Genomic DNA, 17,769 nt, shown 5'->3' on the forward strand with positions numbered 1-17,769 from the left:
CGCCAAAAGGAAAACTTAGAATCGACCTTTTCTTCCCTCCCATGATCGTCACATGACCTGGGGAAAATGCGGGCAGGCCCCACGCTCCCTTCTAGGTTTTACGGGAGACCTCAAGCAGGAAGACGATTTGCTGGCGACCGGAATTCAATGCCCCCACATTATCCAGCGCCTCCTGGGGTTTGACATCTTTGGCCAGGGTGCGAGCGACCACGTCCTCAGCACTCATCCTGACTTGTTCGGATGCTATCGACTGCACCGATAGCTGGGCTGCCTGGATATCACTTCCTGCCAAGGCCCTGGCTAAAGAACTGTAGGTATTATCACGGCAACGAAGATCACTGATATTGTCCGCAACGTGCAGCGAGTGGGCTGACTCTTGTCGTTCGGCATAAGCAACCGCTATACCCGACTTGATGCGGTCGACCATGGTGGCTGACTGGATGTTGACCGTTTCCCTGTTAGCATCCTCCAGCATGGCGAGCGCCTGCCGCTTGTCACCCTGCTGCTGCCGAGTCCGGGCCATCGACACCAATGCCAGCGCTTTTTCATCGGGAAGGTTGATATCCTGCAAGGTATTGTATGCCGTTACGTGGTCGCCATCAGCCGCGGCGGCCTGGGCAATGGCCCGGTAGGCACGGTCACGCTCCCTATTTGAATCGATTCGAATGGCTACGTTACGCGCCCGCGCAGGACTCCCCTGGCCGGCGGTGACACTCGATACAGAAGATAACGCCCTCTCGCGAACCGAGTGGATCGGGATAGCGCTGGTCCTGACCAGCGAGCCACTCAAGTCGCCGGACCTGGCCTGCTCGATGGATAAGTTTTCGAGGGCGCACGAGCGTTCCTGTTCGTTGAGAATACGCGTGGTGACGTAGGCACTGGTAGAGAATTTGCCTAAGCGGGCCAACTCGGATGCCAGCTCACGCAGGGAGGTGTCAGCCAGCACCTGGTCGTTTACGTTCCGCAGTGTCAGCAAACTTCCTGAGACGTCACCTGATTTCGCGCGCAACCGGGCCAACGATGCCAGTGCCGCGTTTTTGATTTGATCATTCCGGATGAGCTGGACGGCCTGATTGGCAGCAGAAAAGTCATTCACCTCCCCTCGCTTCATGGCGATGCGGCGATAGGCCTCGTCTTTTTTACCGGCATCCGTGATCAAACCGACCGTTTGCAGTGCGGTGGCCACCCCCTCATAGGAAGCCTCGCTTTCGGCGATGGATACCAGCGCCACATCACGCTCGCTGGCGTTGACAATGCGTATTAGAAGACTACGAGCCAGAGCCACATTCCCGATGCGGGCAGACCAAGCGGCTACTTCAGCGACAGCACGTTCACGTTCACGCGTATTTTGGATGTTTTGCAGGGCCTGGATCGCATCGTCCGTCTGATGCTGTGCGAGCATCGCCTTGACCACATCCCTAACAGCCATCGATGAATCCAATGGGTCGTCCGGATCAGCCGCCATTTTTTCGGCCATGCGTAAAATCGCACGAGCATCCTCTTTTTCGCCTCTCCGATACTGTTCCATGGCGACGGCGATCAGGTTGCGCCATGGCTTGTCTGTATTCAGGGCCAAGGCTACGGCTTTATCGATGATCGTTGCACGAAGGATCGTTGTCGCATCAGCACCGCTCGGGTTCACTGATCGTTTCAGGGGGATATTGCCGGAGTTGGCTGGCCCAAGCGCCGGCTTGGCAGGATTTTGGTCTTTTGCTGATACTGCCGCCAACCTGGGTTTGGGGATCTTGTTGCCCTTCTGCCCAGAACCACCATGGGTATGACTGTTTTCACAACTTCCACTATCTAACCGTTCTGTCCCAGTGGAACCTTCAGCGCCATCCCTGGTTGGCAGGCTGAGTGACAATTTTTCACCTTGATCACTCAAGTCACTGCGTTGGGCGGACCTTGTGTCGCCATCTTCCGGCGTCACCTCCGTCGGGTTAAACAACGCAACAGCCCCCAAGTACATGGTCCATATTGAAACCATCACCATGCCGGCGGGCAGGAGTAAGTTTTTCCAATGAATTCTGATAGGGTGCATTGTCGTGTAAACAGCTACGACAGCCAGCCTGTGAGTTTTTCACATTTCCTAAATGATATTAAAATAGCATGCCAGACGCTCCATGCTTGCGCTCCTGGAGTTGCCACGCTACACCGCGCACGTGAACGAATCTTTGAACCACCCGGCCATGCGCACACGCTTTGCTCCATCTCCCACCGGTTACCTTCACGTCGGAGGTGCCCGGACGGCTCTCTTTAACTGGCTATTGGCCCGCAAACACGGCGGCTCGTTTATCCTCCGTGTGGAAGATACGGACGAGGCACGCAACACGGAAGAAGCACGCAAAGCGATTTTCGACGGCTTGTCATGGCTGGGCCTCGACTGGGACGAGGGCCCGCAGTCTGATGGCGGTTCTCTCGGTGATTATGGCCCGTATTACCAAAGCCAGCGCAATGCGTTCTACGACCAATGGTTTGAAAAACTTCGCGCTGATGACCGTGTGTATGAAGACGACGGCGCATGGCGGTTCCGTTTCGCCCGAAAACCGGTCACCATGCAGGATCTGATCTGTGGGGAAGTCACTATCGATTACCGTGATGACTCTAACACCCCGGACATGGTGGTGAAGCGTTCCGATGGCTCTTACGTGTTCCACTTCGTCAATGTTGTGGATGATCTGGAAATGAAGATCAGTCACGTTCTACGTGGCGAGGATCATTTGATGAACACCCCAAAGCACCTCCAACTCTTTGAAGCCTTCGGTGTGGAGCCCCCCCAGTATGGACACATTCCACTGATCCTGAACATGGATGGCTCCAAGATGAGCAAACGGGATACCGGAGCAGCGGTCGGAGAATACGCCAATGAGGGATACCTCCCCGAAGCCGTGTTCAATTTCCTGAGCCTGCTGGGATGGTCGCCCAAGGACGAGTCCGAGGTAATGCCCATGCATGAAATCATCGAGCGCTTTAGTCTGGATGGTGTTAACCGCTCACCCGCCAAGTTTGATGCTGAAAAGTGCGCCTGGATCAACCAGCAACATCTGATGCAACTAGCTGACGACGCGTTCGCCGCCATGGCGGCTCCCTATGTAGTGGCCGCTGGTTATAACCTGCCGCCGAACTACACTGCAATCGCCTCGTCTGTGCAGGAAAAGGTGAAGCGGCTCACCGAGGTGCCTGCGGCAATTGCTTTTCTCCTGCAGGATGCATTGGAATATGATCCAGAAAGCCTCACTAAAATACGCAACAACGTGGAGGCCAAAGGTTTGTTGGAAAAACTTGCGCAGGCATTCGAATGCGTCGATGACTGGAGTATGGCAAAAGAAACGATAGCCACCACCGCCAAGGAAAACGGCGCAAAGCCGGGCCAACTGATGTTCCCTACCCGTGTCGCGCTCAGTGGCCAGTCGGGAGGTCCCGATCTGGGGGCCATACTCGATATCCTGGGAAAGGATGAGAGCATCCGCAGAATCCAACATACCATCAGCCAACTCTAATCCCCCCGATGAAGGAAGTTTATCAGATCGAAGACCTGGCAAGCAGGGACATACTGGATGCCGGGACAGACAAGCCGGCCCGTCTGGCGGTCATCGGCTATCCCGTTCGTCACTCCGCATCACCCGCCATGCACCAGGCGGCCCTGGACGCGCAGGAGCGGAACCTTCGATACATCCGGCTGGAGCTTGCACCAGGCCGGGTTGCCGAGGCCGTGGCCCGCATGCAAGAGCTGGAATTCATCGGCTGCAACGTCACCGTGCCGCATAAATTCGAAGTGATCGATTGCTGTGATGAACTCAGTGATGACGCGCGGGCACTAGGTGCGGTGAACACCCTCATTTTTGGTGAACAGACACTGGGGCACAACACGGATGCGCCCGGACTTGTCCGGGCTATCCGCGCTGACTTTGGCATCGACCTTGCGGATCTCAAAGTGATGATCGTCGGGGTCGGCGGTGGGGCTGGTAGAGCCATCGCCATCCAGTGTGCCCGTATCGGCTGCGATCAACTCTGGCTGGTCAACAGGACATTGGCCAAGGCCGAGGCGCTAATGCGCGAACTCCAATCCTACGGTAAAAACCCAAAGCATCTTGCGGTTCCAGGTGAGAGGCTGACTGCCATGACACCGGATGATCCGGACCTGATAGAGGCCGCTGGACATGCCGACCTGATCATCAATGCCACTTCCCTTGGATTACGAGCCACCGATTCCATGCCCCTCCCTGCCGACTGTATCCAACCACATCACCTGGTCTACGACATGATCTATAACCCGGCGAACACCGCGATGATCAGCCATGCCAAGTCCATGGGCGCGCGTACGGCCAACGGTGCCTCCATGCTTTTACACCAGGGAGTGCTGGCTTACAATTGCTGGTTCACAGGCCCCTCGCCGCTGGAACAGATGAGAAAGGGACTACTCTCCACCCTCTGAGCCGCCTGAATGGTCGGCCTCCCCGATCAACTCCTCGCCATACCAGTGGTTTGCTAGAATTTCCACCAGTTCCAGTTGCGTCTCCTTACCTTCCTCCTTGTGAAGGCGCATACGCACCCTGACGCGGTGATACCCGAGCGGGTCCAGATCACCGATTGTAAACCCATAGGCGTCCTTTTCCAGGTTTTCTTCGGAATCAAGCATCTTCATCAGGGCTTTGCCTTCACGGCTATCGATAGCCACCCTGACACTATTGGAAGCAAGGCCGCTAAACTCGTTTTTCGTATACATTCCAGGTTTGTAGAAAACGACACTCATGTCCTGACGCGCCAAATCCTGGTCGGTATCCCGCACCCGCATGTAGAGCCGGAATACAGCCTCATCGCCATCGACGCCTGACGGGAAAAGCGACCAAACCTTTGCATCATACCTAACAAGGGATCGCCAATCGATTCTCCACTCTTTGTTTTCGTGGACAAAGATCGCTTCGAAGCGTTCGCCCAGACTGTTCTGACAGACTGTGCCAATCGCTCTGACGTTGGGAATATCGAGCAGCTCACCGCGTATGATCCTGATCTTGCTGCGCGTTGAGGAAAAGCTGGGGTTGTTCTGATAGTATCGGTTCATGACTCCAGAAAGTGTGATTCCCTGGTAGACATACTGGGCTTTACCCGCAGCTGATGAAGCATTCAAAAATGCGGTCATGGCTTTCTCGCACTCAGGTGCGGCGGCCTCGACCACCATTCTCTTTTTCTTGGCCTCGGCTTGAGCCATGATCCATTCGCGTTTTGCATCCACTTCCACCGTCGAGGTGATGTCATCCTCTTCCGGGTTCAGGTATTGCATCAGGAAAACGACGGCGATCATCACCGCGATCCACACACCGATCATGACCAGGATTTTTTTGCTTTTCTTTTCCCGGCGTTTCGTTCGCTTGACCCGGCCGCGGCGTTTGTTTTTCTCAGCCTCAAGTGTGGCCTCCAAGATGCTCTGCGAGTCTTGGTTCACACCGTGAAGCTCCCTGGCCGGCTGTGCCTTGGGGTCACCTGAGCGGATCACGGAGGCCAGTTCTTTATCGCGTTCTGTTCCAGCCAGAATTTTACCAGTGGGGGGGTTGCCACACACAGGGCAACGCTGATCTCTTACATCCTTGATGGCAGCCTCGAAAAGCGATCCACATTCAATGCAGTGGTAGTGTCCTTTTTCTAGTGTGGTCATTATGTGTTAGGGTGTTACCCACTCCGGGTGGATCAATTCCACCAATTCCAGCTGAGATGGCAAGGCATCTTTTTGGGCTCGCCTCACACGCAGCGTGACCCGGAGGTCTTTTTTAAGATCCACGACGAAGCGTCCATGGTCCAAAAGCCTTCTCAATTCAAGATCCAGCGGGGAATCCCGCTTGGTATAGGCCCACATCGACTGGACCCGGTCCGCAGAAATTATCATGAACGCGGAATGCAGCTTGTCGTTATACGGTCCTGCATAAAACTCATCGCGTCGGCGAACCATACAGCGCACGAGCATGGGCTCGGTATATAATTCCGCAGGCAAAACAGCTGCGGCTACGGGTTTGGGTTCGGGAGGCACGACAATATCCTCCTCGGCCGGGGGCGCGCTCAGTCCTGGTATTTTAAGAGTTTGGCTGATTTGCAGCAGATCGGTCGCCAACTGGTTCACCGTCATCAACTCCTTGACCGAGACTTGATATTTCCTGGCAATATGCTCGATGGTCTCCCCCTTGGCCACCACATGCAGCTTGGGTGTGGTGGCTTCTTTTTTCCTTATGTCCTGTAACCTCCTGGCCTCGATCGCCCTCGATCTCTGGCGCACAGCCGCAGCATAGTCGGCCTGCGCCAGACGGTGTTTCCTTTTGATTTCCTCGATACGCAACTGCTGTTCCTTGATATCAGAATGCATCTTTTTGAGACTCACATCACATTGGGCAACCGTTGCCTCCCAGTCAATTTTCAAACGGTCGCCGTCACGCGTAAAGTAAGCCCGGAAAGGCATGAAATCAGTGTCCTGACAGTCCAGGGTCAGGAAAGCGACGTCTTCCGTATGGGCTATATCATACGCCTGGGTGTCGATTTGCTCCAGCCTCGGGTTGATTTGACCGGCCTGCGAATCGGGCCTCTGTAGATAGCGTTCTGGAAAACGGACATACTTGCTGCGCGCTTCGTCGTCCTTGGCCGCCATAAAGGCACTGAGGACAGCTCTGGCATCGACGTTGATACGTCCGGCCCGCTGATGAAACCATTGCTCGGGACTTCCCTCGTGAGGGTCTGGCTCGGGGACATAGGCAGGGGGCTCGACCACGGTTTGGACTTCATCGCCATCAAACCAGCTCTCGAGCGCCAATCCACCCAGCAAAAGCACTGCCGCCCCCCCTCCGGCCAGAGCCACCCACCATCCCGGGGAAATACCACTTCCCCACTGCTCCTCCTGGATCTCCGCCTCGTCGGGTCTCTGCTCAAGTTTTTCAAACTTGGCCTGGTCCACCTTGATGCGCTCTTTCCCTGGGTTTACCGAGTTTTCGAGTCGTTGCACTTGTTCCCCGGCTTCCGTGGCTTCGTCGGTCTCCTCATCCACAGGGTCCCGGGAATCAACCCTGGCAACAGTCACACGGGGTTCCACAACGAGGGGCTGTGGTTTTTCCGCTTCACTACGAGCCTCCTCGACTCCGGAAATAATCAGCGACGCCTTGCCCTTGCTGATAATTTTCGACTCTTTTTCAGCGCCGGTGGCAGGCTCTTCCGCACCCGATGCCGTGCCGTCCGGTTCGTCCTCTTGACACGCCTGCCGGTCCGTGGCCCGCACATCCGCGGGGGCGCTACCGGCCTGCTGCCCGTGAATCGGCTTATCGTCAGGAGTCACCTCCCCTTTGTCCTCATGCTTGTCCATCTGTGAGTCACGAAAACAGCTCAATTTGAGCTATCTTGCAAGCTCGCCTTTCAAGCATTTACGGGTGCCGGTTGCTGCCGATCTCCAGTGGGGGGTGATGGTCTCTTGTCCGGACCGCCCTCGGGGCCCTTGCGCCAGGTTCTACCGGGCGGTTTGACCGGAGGATTTCCGTTGTCTTGATCAGATCGACCGCCCCTATGAGGGTTCAGTGGTTTACCATGAGGGGGCGCGGGGTGACGGGTTTGATGGGCGGACCTGATTTCCTTTGGCGACACCTCACCGTTTTTATCGATGTCGATGCGTTCAAAGAGTTTTTTGCGGCGCTCCTCAGGGAATTTTTCCATCCAGGGGATGTTTGAATACTCCTGGAAATCGAGTGAGCCGTTGGAGTTGGTGTCAAATTTGGAAAAGTCAAAATCGGGACGGGCCCGGTGCGCGGGAACAGCTTTCAACTCGATCCTCTCGATTTCACCGTTCTTATTGCGATCGAGGTGATCAAAGTATCTTTTCACCATGCCCCGGTCTTTTCCCTTGAATTCGGGAAACCTGGCAAACTCGGCAATGTCGAGAGTGCCATTGTGATTTGTATCCAATCGGGGAAATACCTTGGCCATTTTTTCAAACCAGCCATGATCGCGTGGCTGCAGCTCACGCATGTGTAGCTGCCCGTCCTTATCCCGGTCCAGATAGTCAAACAATCTGCGCCGCTTCGCCTCTTCAAGCGTCTTTAACCGGGTCATCTGGGAGAACTCCTGGAAGGACAACGAACCATCTTTGTTGGTATCGGCTTCCTTGAATGATTTGAATTTATCCCGAAGGCTGGTGCCGTCACGGGTCCCCTTGCCATGCTTGCGACTGTCCGCTTGTTCCCTACCAGGGCGGGCTCCATCTCCATGACGACCCGTACCTGCTCTGGCAGGCCCGTCTTGATCGGCATCGGCAAAGCCGGATGTGACACATGAAATAACTACCAGACAGATCCGGGTAATTGGGGTGATGGGTGATTTCATACAATGGGTGTTTAATGAGGGATAATCTAATGAATGTGCCAATGAATACGTGCTACAGCGTAGCGAGGAGGCTCCACTTGATCCAGCCAAATAACCACCACCTGCTGCTGTAGGCCCAGTCAGCCACAGCCCATTCCCTGAGCGGGAAAGCTGCGTTCGGTGGTAGCCTTTGGATCGATCAATGGATTGCCGCCCAATATCGTCGTCACCGCTTCAACCCCACGATACCGGGCGAGTTGTGACTGTAATGCATTTTTTTAGATTGTTTAAGGGCACGTTCATGGATAAATCCGCCCAGCGATGCATATCAGTGACATTATCAAGCCCAACGAACCTACGTTTTCCTTTGAATTTTTCCCTCCCAAAAGTGAGGATGCGGCCGATGCTCTTTACGAGACCATCAAGGGGCTGGCCGAGTACAAACCGTCGTTCGTCAGCGTCACCTACGGTGCTGGAGGATCCACGCGTGAACTCACCCACGACCTGGTCGTAAAAATCAAGGAAACAACCCCTATTCCACCGGTTCCACACCTTACCTGCGTCACACACGGCAAAGAGGAGATAACGGCCACGCTTGAGCGTTATGCCTCTGTAGGAATCGGTAATATCCTGGCACTGCGCGGCGACCCGCCGGGAAACGATCCCAGCTACGACCGGGCAAAGGACGCTTTTCAACATGCCGCCGACCTGGTGCGCCACATCCGACAGTTCAACGAGGCTGGAAAACACCCCGATCCCCGCGGATTCGGGATAGGTGTGGCCGCCTTTCCCGAGGGGCACCCTGACACCCCTAACCGGTTACTGGAAATGGATTACTTGAAAGCCAAGGTGGATGAGGGCGCCGACTACATCTGCACGCAACTTTTTTTCGACAACCACGATTTTCTCGATTTCCGTGACCGGTGCAGGCTGGCAGGAATCAATATCCCCATCATCGCCGGCATCATGCCCATCACCTCCACCAAGGGTCTGCATCGCATGGCCGAACTTGCCGCCGGCGCCCACTTCCCTGCCAGACTCATCAAGGCGCTTAATCGTGCAGGAAATGACCGGGAAGCCGTTCAGCGCGTGGGTATCCAACATGCAGCCGAACAGTGTGCCGGACTTCTTCACGATGACGTCGATGGCATCCACTTCTATACCCTGAACCAAAGTAGGGCCACGCGCGAGATTTACGCCTCGCTGGGACTGTGAGCTACGGGCCTGTTTGTCCCACTGGCTGAGACCTAACCGGCTTAGCGCCTGTTACGTCCCAATACATAGAGTCGTTCCGCCAATTCCAAGGTGAGTGTTTGCAACCTGCCTTGTAGAGGAACGTCCACCCAAATGCGTCCCGTGCTAGCATCCATGGGATACGCCTCTTTCAATCGGGGAGCCTTGTCAAAGGCGTCAGGCTTCAAGCCTACTTTAACAACACCGCCGAACCGGCGCACACGTTGCTCGGCCAGAATGGAGGTTTTTTTTACCTCTTCCGCAGAGCCCGGCTTTGCATTTGCGTTACCTTCCACCACCTCGCCCACACCCTTTGCGGCGTCGGCTACAGAGGTATTGGATTCTGAAGACTCGAGAAGCTCATCGTCCATTTTCCAGTTTTCCTCAATGACATCCTTGACTGACTGCACATCCTTGATGTGCAGGGCTTCGGCAATCTCTTTGTAGCTTGGAGGTCTCACTGTAAGATCACCTCCCAGATACAGCAAGTCGCTGGCTTGCAGATTCATCCCGGTGACCGTGAGCACGTTGCCACCTGTCCTGATATGACATCCACCTTCGGTGAATGAGACTTTCCGGTAACTGTTGTATAAATCAACCACGCTCAAAGCCGACAGTAACGGCAAGTTGTCGCGCAGGACCATCACATCACCATCGTCGAGCGACAGGTCAATATCCATGACGATTCCCTCCTGACTGTTTGTTGAGCCCGAAACCGTCCCTTTACCCGAGATCACCCCCTCAACCAGATCATGATAGCGCGTGGGTAACAAGGTTTTCACGGGCATGGATTTCAGAGTCACGATACCTGATGCCTGGGGTTGGCCTCCTGAGCCCATGTTCAGTTTAAAACTCAGGGTGCCGCCGCCACTGTGCAATTCGGCCTCCTTAAAATGCACCCCTGCCTTGTCACAGATGACAACCATTTTAACGATCTGCAAGTCGTTGATCCAATTCTGACTGAATGTCCCCCCCTTGAACTCCATGCGCCAGCCGGTACCTTCACGGGCCGCGCTCATGTGACTTCCTTTGATCGAACCCCGGTTGTTTTCCGAGTATCCCCAGCGGATATTCGCCTTATCCGCCTCAATCCATTCGTAGCTGAAGCTGCCATGATCATCAAAGAGGGAACTGTAGGAGGCCGCGGCACCAGCATTGTCACTGGCGCCTGCCTTGACAAACATATCCAGCACATCAACGCTAATACCACCACCATTCCATTGCCCAAAAAGACCGTCGGTCAACTCCATGTTGAGCCTCGCCTGACGGATCTTCAGGCTATGGAAAAAGGAACGCGCTGTCCCCTTCATCTCAATGGATGAGATGGAAGCAACATCCCTCTCCTTGCGAATAACCCCTAGCTCACAATCGGCTCCTTTCAGCGACTGCTCAATCGAGGTTTGGATCCTCTCTCTGAACCCATCGCTTTCGACCCGTTTAACCAGATAAATCCAAAAGATGAGTGCCGCGAAAACCACCAGCAGGGCAAGACGCAGAGCCACCCGCGCCATACGAGCCATGATCGTCTGGCCATCGGCTGCATGACGAAGCTGGAACCAGAGCCCCTGACGGGAAACCCATTCGTTCATCTGCTCGTTAAAGGCAGCACGTCTTTCTTCCCGGGCGTTCATATTCCATCAACGCCAGTATTTCCAGCAGAGCAGTTCACTCTAATCATGACGTATCGAGAATTAAACGATGCAAATCAGCAACCGCAACCACCGCCGCAGCAGCCACCACCGCCCTGGGCCTGTTCCATGTCTTCGGGCTGGGGCACGCGGCCCAGCTCCAGGGTCATGCCAATGTATTTGCCAATTGTTTTTTGCAGGGTTTGCAGGCTCTGCTGGGCCTCCATGAACTCACTGGCGACCTCGTTGGCCAGCAGCGCATCACGGGCTTCCTCAAAGTCCTTGATCTCCGTATCTGAAAGCTCAACACCAGCGTGTTGCTTCTGGTGCAGCTCCTCACCGCGCTCATGCACGGACTGATACTGGAGTTTGGCGGCATCATCCTCAAGGAATCGTTCCACCTGTCCCTGAAGGGCCACAAATTCAATATCCTGTGCAATTGCATCACACAGCTCTCTCGTCTTCAACATCACGTTGGAATCATTGGCAAGCATGCTCATGCACCCACTTATAGCCTGTACGCGGTTTTGGCAACCTCTGAGCGCGATATTTTAACGAAAATCGCGCCATCACTCCATATTGGCACTCCCATGCAAACAAATCCGGACATTTTCCAGACTCATTACCGTCCCATGTAATCTCCTTTACTCACCCACTGTTTCAACTAGCTTGGTGTTGGTTAATTCACCATAACAGACACATATTCTCCGCGCACCATGAACACATCACGTTTTCTCATCCCCTCGTTGTGGATCATCAGCCTCGCTACCGCCTTTGTGATAGGCGGCAAACTCAGCACCTCCTCAGACCGGGCAAGTTCCCCGTCTGATGATCCGGCTGACCGCCGCCCGTCGTTCCGCCAGTCCGGCTCAAACGCAAACGGCGTATCAACGACACGCAGGTCCGCCGCCAATCGAGGGCCAACGACAAACGCCGGCAGTGGCCGCGAGCTGAATATCACGGACATCGCCAGGACCGATGACCCGATCGCGCGCACCCATGACTTGTTACAACTCATCAGTCGGCTCGGTGCCGCCGACTTTGCGCAGGTGGTGGCCGATTTCCGCGAGCTCGGCATGACCCGTGAGCGCATGAGCGAGTACAGTATGCTGCTACACGCATGGGCGCAGGTCGATCCTCTGGGAGCACTCGAATATGCTGAAAATAACACGGGCAGCCCGTACGCACGCCAGACGATTCTGGCCAGTTGGGCAGCCAACGACCCTGAAGGTGCCCTGGCATGGGCAAAAAACCACCATCAGGGCGATGGCCCCAACCCTTGGCTGGTGGGGGTCATCCGAGGTGTCGTTGCAAAAGACCCCGCACGCGCAACGGCAATCATGCAGGAACTCCCCTACAGCCGTGAACGGGGCGAGGCCGTTGCCGCCATTATTCCCCACATTGTCCGACAGGGCATCGAACAGGCATCACTCTGGCTCGATACCATCACCGACGAGCGTCTGCGTTCCGCCAGCACCGCATTTCTAGCCTCCGCCCTGGCCAAGCAGGAACCGGCTAAAACCGCCGAATGGCTCACCACCCTGGCTGATTCGGAGGGGAAGGCCAGAGCTACCCGGGAGGTCGCCGAGCAATGGTCAGAGCAGGATCTCCGGGCCGCAGTGGCTTGGACGGACACCCTGACCGGTGAGAACCGGATGCAAGCGGCCCGCGAAGTCATCGGTGAATACGCCCGGGAAGACGCCGCGCGTGCTGCCAGCTGGCTTCAGTCGATCGCCAAAGAACCCGGCTACGAAAAAGTGCTCGAAAGTTACATCCGGAACGCCGCCCGGGAAAACCCGGAGATGTCCTTGGCACAGGTCCCTGAAATCAAAAACCCCGGTTCCCAGGAAAAATACTACGAGCGCATCCTCAGAAACTGGCGTGAACGCGATGCCCAGTCAGCTGAAGCATGGATGAACAACCACGAACTCCCGGAGAAAGTCAGGGAAAAAGTTCTCCGTGCACGTAAAGACGGTAGATAGTCGGGAGATGCCGTCTACGGCTTCTTTTTCGCATCATCCCCCGACTTCCTGGCGGGCTGCATCGCGGCATCCAGGTAGCTGATCACCGACTGTTCGTCCTCCTTGTTCAGTCCGACATTCCACGCCATTCCCGGAGCAACGGCATGCCATTGTTGCACACGCATGTGTTTGGGGATGACCAGTTCATGGCACTGGGCACAATGCTGCTGGAACAGCGAATATCCCTTACCCAGGGTATCGATGGGTTTTCCTGATTCCCGCGCCATTTTCGATGTAGGTAACGGCATCCCCGCATGATTCTTCCGGGGAGTGCACGCGCCGATCACCAGCGCTGAGACAACACAAGCACCTCCGATACATACCCCGAGTTGTTTATTCATGGCTAGGGCAACATAACAAATCCCCTACCCCGATCCAATCAGAATCTTACCCTTGCACCATGTTCTCGCAGCAATCAGGATGGCCTTGTGAAAAAGCCCCTCCTCATCTTACTCGGTGTCATGATCCTCGTTGTCAGTGGGCTTATCTGGTGGTTCAGCGATGCCGAGGTCATCAAACGCCGGACCGAGGCGCTGGCAGAATCCCTCACAGTGGCCAGCACCGATGGCAAAAGTGCCCGACTCTCCAAAACCCAGGATTTTTCCAGCCTTCTCGCGGATTCGGTCACTTGCACGGTGGATGTTGAGGACTACAAAGCCGAGTTCGGCCATGATGACCTTCAATCGGCTCATCACATGATGGTTCACAATTGCGGCTCGTCCACCGCCAAGGTCAGCCAGCTTCAACTCACCATGGTCAGCGATGACGAAGCATCCGTAACGGCCAGTCTTCTGTTAGCCTTGACAGAAAAAGACGGCACACCGCACGGCGAGGCCTGCAAGGCTGTGCTGGTCTGGAGAAAAGACGGGGCGGGCAAGTGGAGACTCGATTCCATGGTCATCCAAGGGGAGACCGACGGGTAAAATGACCTCTATCCCATACATCCAGTGGTTTCACGTGACTTCTTGACAAAGCATCCCTCCCCATTATGCTCCCCGCGCCTGCCCCTGCCGGTGGGTATTCCCTATTGATAACTATTTCATCTGAACCACCCCGTTCTCTATTCATCATTCCAAATTCATCATTCTAAAAATGGACACCATCCGCACATTCCAAACCGGCTCCGGCACCGAGGGCAAATTCCACTCACTTCCAGCACTCGAATCAATCGGCCTCGCTGAAAAAGGAAAAATCTCCCGTCTCCCGATCTCCATCCGCATCGTTCTCGAGTCCTTGTTACGCCATTGCGATGGTCGCAAAGTGTCCGAGCAGGATGTCAAAAACCTCGCCAACTGGAATGCCGCCTCCCCCGGGAATTACGAAGTCCCCTTCACCGTCGCCCGCGTTGTCCTTCAGGATTTCACCGGCGTCCCTCTCGTCGTCGATCTCGCCGCCATGCGCAATGCCGCCGCCGAAGCCGGAGCAGACGCCTCCGTGGTTGAACCTCTCGTGCCCGTGGACCTTGTTATCGACCACTCCGTGCAGGTCGACTTTGCAGGCTCGCAAAATGCCCTCGACCGCAACCTCCAGATCGAATTCATCCGCAACAAGGAACGCTACCAGTTTCTCAAGTGGGGCCAGCAGGCATTTGAAACATTCGGTGTCGTACCTCCCGGCATCGGCATCGTCCACCAGGTGAACCTCGAGTACCTCGCCAAAGGTGTGTTAGAGAAAAACGGCACTTACTACCCTGACACCCTCGTTGGCACCGATTCCCACACCACCATGATCAACGGCCTCGGTGTCGTCGGCTGGGGCGTTGGCGGCATCGAAGCCGAAGCAGGAATGTTAGGCCAGCCGGTCACCTTCCTCGTTCCCGAGGTCGTCGGTGTCCACCTCGACGGCGAGCTCGCCGAAGGAGTCACCGCCACCGACCTCACCCTGAGTATCACCCAGCTGCTGCGCAAACACGGTGTGGTTGGAAAATTTGTCGAGTTCTACGGCCCGGGAGCCAAGGCTCTCAGCCTGCCGGACCGCGCCACCGTGGCTAACATGGCTCCCGAATACGGTGCCACCATGGGATTCTTCCCCATCGACGAGGAAACCATCGCATACCTCAAGGGCACCGGCCGCGACGAAGCCACTTGCGCCACCGTTGAGAGCTACTTCAAAGCCCAGGAAATGTTCGGCATCCCCACCAAGGGCGATATCGACTACTCGGCTTCGCTTGAATTTGATCTCGCCAGCGTCGTACCCGCCGTTTCCGGCCCCAAACGCCCGCAGGACCGCATCGATGTCACCGACCTCGGCTCCAAGTTCAACGAGCTGTTCACCGCGTCCGTCGCCGATGGTGGGTATCAACGCCCTGCCGAAGCCCGCAACGTTGAAATCGATCTCGATCTCGCCGCTCCCGCCGGTTTTTCATCCACGGGCCAGAGCCTGCTCAACGAAGCCGGTAATACGGTCACCGATGAGGCGGTTGCCACACACAGCTCACTGAAGCACGGTTCAGTCCTCATTGCCGCCATCACCTCCTGCACCAATACCTCCAACCCAAGCGTCATGCTTGCCGCTGGTCTTGTCGCTAAAAAGGCCAACGCTCTCGGACTCACGGTCGCCCCTTATGTCAAAACCTCCCTCGGACCCGGCTCGCGCGTGGTCACCGACTATCTCAACGCCACCAACCTGCAGCAGGAACTCGACCAGTTAGGCTTCCAGACCGTCGGCTACGGCTGCACCACCTGTATCGGCAACTCCGGCCCACTTGCTCCGGAAATTGAAACCGCCATCAAGGAGGGCGACCTGATCACCGCTTCCGTTCTGTCGGGAAACAGGAACTTCGAAGCCCGTGTGCATGGCTCCGTCCGTGCCAGCTTCCTGATGTCACCACCGCTGGTGGTCGCCTACGCCATTGCCGGCCGTGTTGACCTCGATCTCGCCAACGACCCCATCGGCACCGACAAGGAGGGTAACACCGTTTACCTCAAGGACGTCTGGCCAACCACCGACGAGCTCAAGGAGGTCATCAATTCCGCCCTCGTCCCCGAGGTCTTCAACAAACTCTACAGCGACCTCGACAACGCCAACCAGAACTGGGTGGACATCGCCGCCCCCACCGGCCCGACCTACGCCTGGGAAGATGACTCCACCTACATCCAGAACCCACCGTTCTTTGATGGTTTCTCGCGCACCCCTGCGACGGAGGCCAAGGATGTGGTCAATGCCCGCGCCCTCGGTATCTTTGCCGACTCCGTCACCACCGACCACATTTCGCCCGCTGGTGCCATCGTCGAAACCAGCCCCGCAGGCCAGTATCTCATTGAGCACGGTGTGGAAAAAGCCAAGTTCAACTCCTTTGGCTCACGCCGTGGCAACGACCGCATCATGACCCGTGGAACCTTTGCCAACGTGCGTATCAAAAACCTCATGTGCGGCGGCACCGAGGGTGGTTACACCCAGTATTTCGGTCCATCCGATGTCCCGGCACCCGATAAAGACATTGCACCGGTCGATGGCGGCAAACCCGCCTTCATCTACGATGCCGCCCAGGCCTACAAAGCCGACGGCACCGACCTCATCGTCATCGGCGGCGAGGACTACGGTATGGGATCGTCCCGCGACTGGGCTGCCAAGGGGACCCGACTGTTAGGTGTCTCCGCGGTAATCACCAAATCCTTCGAACGCATCCACCGCTCCAACCTCATCGGTATGGGTGTGCTGCCGCTCAACTTCAAAAACAAGGCCGACTACGATAAAGTCGCCGGCCTCGCCAATGCCACCTTCTCCATCACCGGCCTCGCAGGTGAGCTCACCCCCATGCAGGATGCCACCCTCACGGTGACCCAGGAAGGGGGCGTGGGCGTCCCGCCCACAACATTCGATATCCCCCTCGTGGTCCGCATCGACACCCCGGCGGAAGTCGACTACTACCTCAGCGGCGGCATCCTCCCCTACGTACTCAATCAAATCCTGGACGCAGCCGAGGCATAACGAGGCGCGGCCTCCGCTCGCCCCGGCGATCCACTCATTCAACAAAGCGGCTTCTGGAAACGGGAGCCGCTTTTTTATCAAACAACTGGAAAAGCCGTCCTACTGTATCTCAAACCAGCCTTCCTCCTCCGCCACCATTCCCAGGTGGCAGGTGTTGTCGGTGAGTTGGTATTCCATGGGGGTTTGCTCGATCAGGTATGGTAGTCGCTTGGCAAGGGTGTGGCGTTTTTCCATGGTGGCGAGTTCACATTCCCAGATGGTGACGACATTCCAACCGAGTTGCTGGAGGTCCTCTTCATGGCGGATATCCCGGGCTTGGTTGTTGCCGATTTTCCCACGCCAGAATTCCGTGCGGGTCTTGGGTAAGCGGAACAACGGACAATGATCGTGGCCGTGCCAGAAACAGCCGTGGACAAAGACGACGGTGCCCCACTTGGGCAATACGATGTCGGGTTTGCCCGGGAGACGTTTGTTTTTCGGTCCGCCGACTGTGAACCGGTAGCCCAGCCGGTGCAGCATCGAGCGCACCGAGATCTCGGGCTTGGTGTCCTTGCCGCGGATTCGCGACATCACCCAGCTTCTCTTTTCTTTGGAAAAGGTATCGGTCACTTGGGGATTCTAAACTCCAAGTT

General features: G+C 56.2%; 14 protein-coding genes. 6 read left to right on the forward strand and 8 right to left on the reverse strand.

Annotated features, from left to right (window positions below):
• Nucleotides 1-91 precede the first annotated feature (91 nt).
• Nucleotides 92-2,041 (reverse strand): hypothetical protein, encoded by a 1,950-nt coding sequence (locus H7A51_05205; protein ID MCP5535618.1) that lies wholly within the window; start codon nt 2,039-2,041, stop codon nt 92-94.
• Between the two features lie 148 nt (nt 2,042-2,189).
• On the opposite strand from H7A51_05205, the gene H7A51_05210 reads away from it, so the two are divergent.
• Together H7A51_05210 and aroE are read left to right on the forward strand one after the other, a co-directional pair.
• Complete coding sequence (locus tag H7A51_05210; protein MCP5535619.1) at nt 2,190-3,500, forward strand: glutamate--tRNA ligase; 1,311 nt, start codon at nt 2,190-2,192, stop codon at nt 3,498-3,500.
• A gap of 8 nt (nt 3,501-3,508) precedes the next feature.
• Complete coding sequence (gene aroE / locus H7A51_05215; GenBank protein MCP5535620.1) at nt 3,509-4,435, forward strand: shikimate dehydrogenase; 927 nt, start codon at nt 3,509-3,511, stop codon at nt 4,433-4,435.
• Here aroE and H7A51_05220 read toward each other — a convergent pair.
• Genes H7A51_05220 through H7A51_05230 form a run of 3 tightly spaced genes read right to left on the reverse strand, consistent with a single transcriptional unit; the run spans nt 4,418 to nt 8,346 of the window.
• Nucleotides 4,418-5,653 (reverse strand): hypothetical protein, encoded by a 1,236-nt coding sequence (locus tag H7A51_05220; protein ID MCP5535621.1) that lies wholly within the window; start codon nt 5,651-5,653, stop codon nt 4,418-4,420. The genes aroE and H7A51_05220 overlap by 18 nt on opposite strands.
• A 6-nt stretch (nt 5,654-5,659) precedes the next feature.
• A complete protein-coding gene (locus tag H7A51_05225) occupies nt 5,660-7,336 on the reverse strand; it encodes a LysM peptidoglycan-binding domain-containing protein (GenBank protein ID MCP5535622.1) in 1,677 nt (558 codons plus the stop codon).
• A gap of 50 nt (nt 7,337-7,386) precedes the next feature.
• Complete coding sequence (locus H7A51_05230) at nt 7,387-8,346, reverse strand: EF-hand domain-containing protein (GenBank protein MCP5535623.1); 960 nt, start codon at nt 8,344-8,346, stop codon at nt 7,387-7,389.
• A 300-nt stretch (nt 8,347-8,646) separates the two neighbouring features.
• On the opposite strand from H7A51_05230, the gene metF reads away from it, so the two are divergent.
• The gene (metF, locus tag H7A51_05235) at nt 8,647-9,540 is read left to right on the forward strand and encodes a methylenetetrahydrofolate reductase [NAD(P)H] (protein MCP5535624.1); all 894 of its coding nucleotides are present in this window, start codon (nt 8,647-8,649) and stop codon (nt 9,538-9,540) included.
• A gap of 41 nt (nt 9,541-9,581) precedes the next feature.
• Here the strand turns inward: metF and H7A51_05240 are convergent, their stop codons facing one another.
• The gene (locus H7A51_05240; GenBank protein MCP5535625.1) at nt 9,582-11,189 is read right to left on the reverse strand and encodes a hypothetical protein; all 1,608 of its coding nucleotides are present in this window, start codon (nt 11,187-11,189) and stop codon (nt 9,582-9,584) included.
• A 74-nt stretch (nt 11,190-11,263) separates the two neighbouring features.
• Nucleotides 11,264-11,686: a YlbF family regulator gene (locus H7A51_05245; protein ID MCP5535626.1), complete on the reverse strand. Its 423-nt coding sequence runs from the start codon at nt 11,684-11,686 to the stop codon at nt 11,264-11,266.
• A 216-nt stretch (nt 11,687-11,902) separates the two neighbouring features.
• Between H7A51_05245 and H7A51_05250 the strand changes: the two genes are divergently transcribed.
• Nucleotides 11,903-13,168: a hypothetical protein gene (locus tag H7A51_05250; GenBank protein ID MCP5535627.1), complete on the forward strand. Its 1,266-nt coding sequence runs from the start codon at nt 11,903-11,905 to the stop codon at nt 13,166-13,168.
• A gap of 14 nt (nt 13,169-13,182) precedes the next feature.
• Here the strand turns inward: H7A51_05250 and H7A51_05255 are convergent, their stop codons facing one another.
• Nucleotides 13,183-13,548 carry a hypothetical protein gene (locus tag H7A51_05255; protein ID MCP5535628.1) on the reverse strand — a complete coding sequence of 122 codons (366 nt, stop codon included), beginning with the start codon at nt 13,546-13,548 and terminating at the stop codon, nt 13,183-13,185.
• 87 nt (nt 13,549-13,635) lie between these two features.
• Between H7A51_05255 and H7A51_05260 the strand changes: the two genes are divergently transcribed.
• Together H7A51_05260 and acnA are read left to right on the forward strand one after the other, a co-directional pair.
• Nucleotides 13,636-14,130, forward strand: coding sequence for a hypothetical protein (locus H7A51_05260; GenBank protein ID MCP5535629.1), 495 nt, complete (start codon nt 13,636-13,638; stop codon nt 14,128-14,130).
• Between the two features lie 169 nt (nt 14,131-14,299).
• A complete protein-coding gene (gene acnA, locus H7A51_05265) occupies nt 14,300-17,137 on the forward strand; it encodes an aconitate hydratase AcnA (protein MCP5535630.1) in 2,838 nt (945 codons plus the stop codon).
• Between the two features lie 99 nt (nt 17,138-17,236).
• Here acnA and vsr read toward each other — a convergent pair whose 3' ends face one another.
• Nucleotides 17,237-17,746 (reverse strand): DNA mismatch endonuclease Vsr, encoded by a 510-nt coding sequence (vsr, locus tag H7A51_05270; protein ID MCP5535631.1) that lies wholly within the window; start codon nt 17,744-17,746, stop codon nt 17,237-17,239.
• Between the last annotated feature and the right edge of the window lie 23 nt (nt 17,747-17,769).

The sequence above is a fragment of the Akkermansiaceae bacterium genome (assembly GCA_024233115.1).
Taxonomy (GTDB): Bacteria; Verrucomicrobiota; Verrucomicrobiia; order Verrucomicrobiales; family Akkermansiaceae; genus Oceaniferula.

Bases quoted from the DNA above. Each gene is read 5' to 3' on its own strand.
- H7A51_05205 (MCP5535618.1), bottom strand. From the start codon at position 2,041: ATGCACCCTATCAGAATTCATTGGAAAAACTTACTCCTGCCCGCCGGC.
- H7A51_05210 (MCP5535619.1), top strand. From the start codon at position 2,190: ATGCGCACACGCTTTGCTCCATCTCCCACCGGTTACCTTCACGTCGGA.
- aroE (MCP5535620.1), top strand. From the start codon at position 3,509: ATGAAGGAAGTTTATCAGATCGAAGACCTGGCAAGCAGGGACATACTG.
- H7A51_05220 (MCP5535621.1), bottom strand. From the start codon at position 5,653: ATGACCACACTAGAAAAAGGACACTACCACTGCATTGAATGTGGATCG.
- H7A51_05225 (MCP5535622.1), bottom strand. From the start codon at position 7,336: ATGGACAAGCATGAGGACAAAGGGGAGGTGACTCCTGACGATAAGCCG.
- H7A51_05230 (MCP5535623.1), bottom strand. From the start codon at position 8,346: ATGAAATCACCCATCACCCCAATTACCCGGATCTGTCTGGTAGTTATT.
- metF (MCP5535624.1), top strand. From the start codon at position 8,647: ATGCATATCAGTGACATTATCAAGCCCAACGAACCTACGTTTTCCTTT.
- H7A51_05240 (MCP5535625.1), bottom strand. From the start codon at position 11,189: ATGAACGCCCGGGAAGAAAGACGTGCTGCCTTTAACGAGCAGATGAAC.
- H7A51_05245 (MCP5535626.1), bottom strand. From the start codon at position 11,686: ATGAGCATGCTTGCCAATGATTCCAACGTGATGTTGAAGACGAGAGAG.
- H7A51_05250 (MCP5535627.1), top strand. From the start codon at position 11,903: ATGAACACATCACGTTTTCTCATCCCCTCGTTGTGGATCATCAGCCTC.
- H7A51_05255 (MCP5535628.1), bottom strand. From the start codon at position 13,548: ATGAATAAACAACTCGGGGTATGTATCGGAGGTGCTTGTGTTGTCTCA.
- acnA (MCP5535630.1), top strand. From the start codon at position 14,300: ATGGACACCATCCGCACATTCCAAACCGGCTCCGGCACCGAGGGCAAA.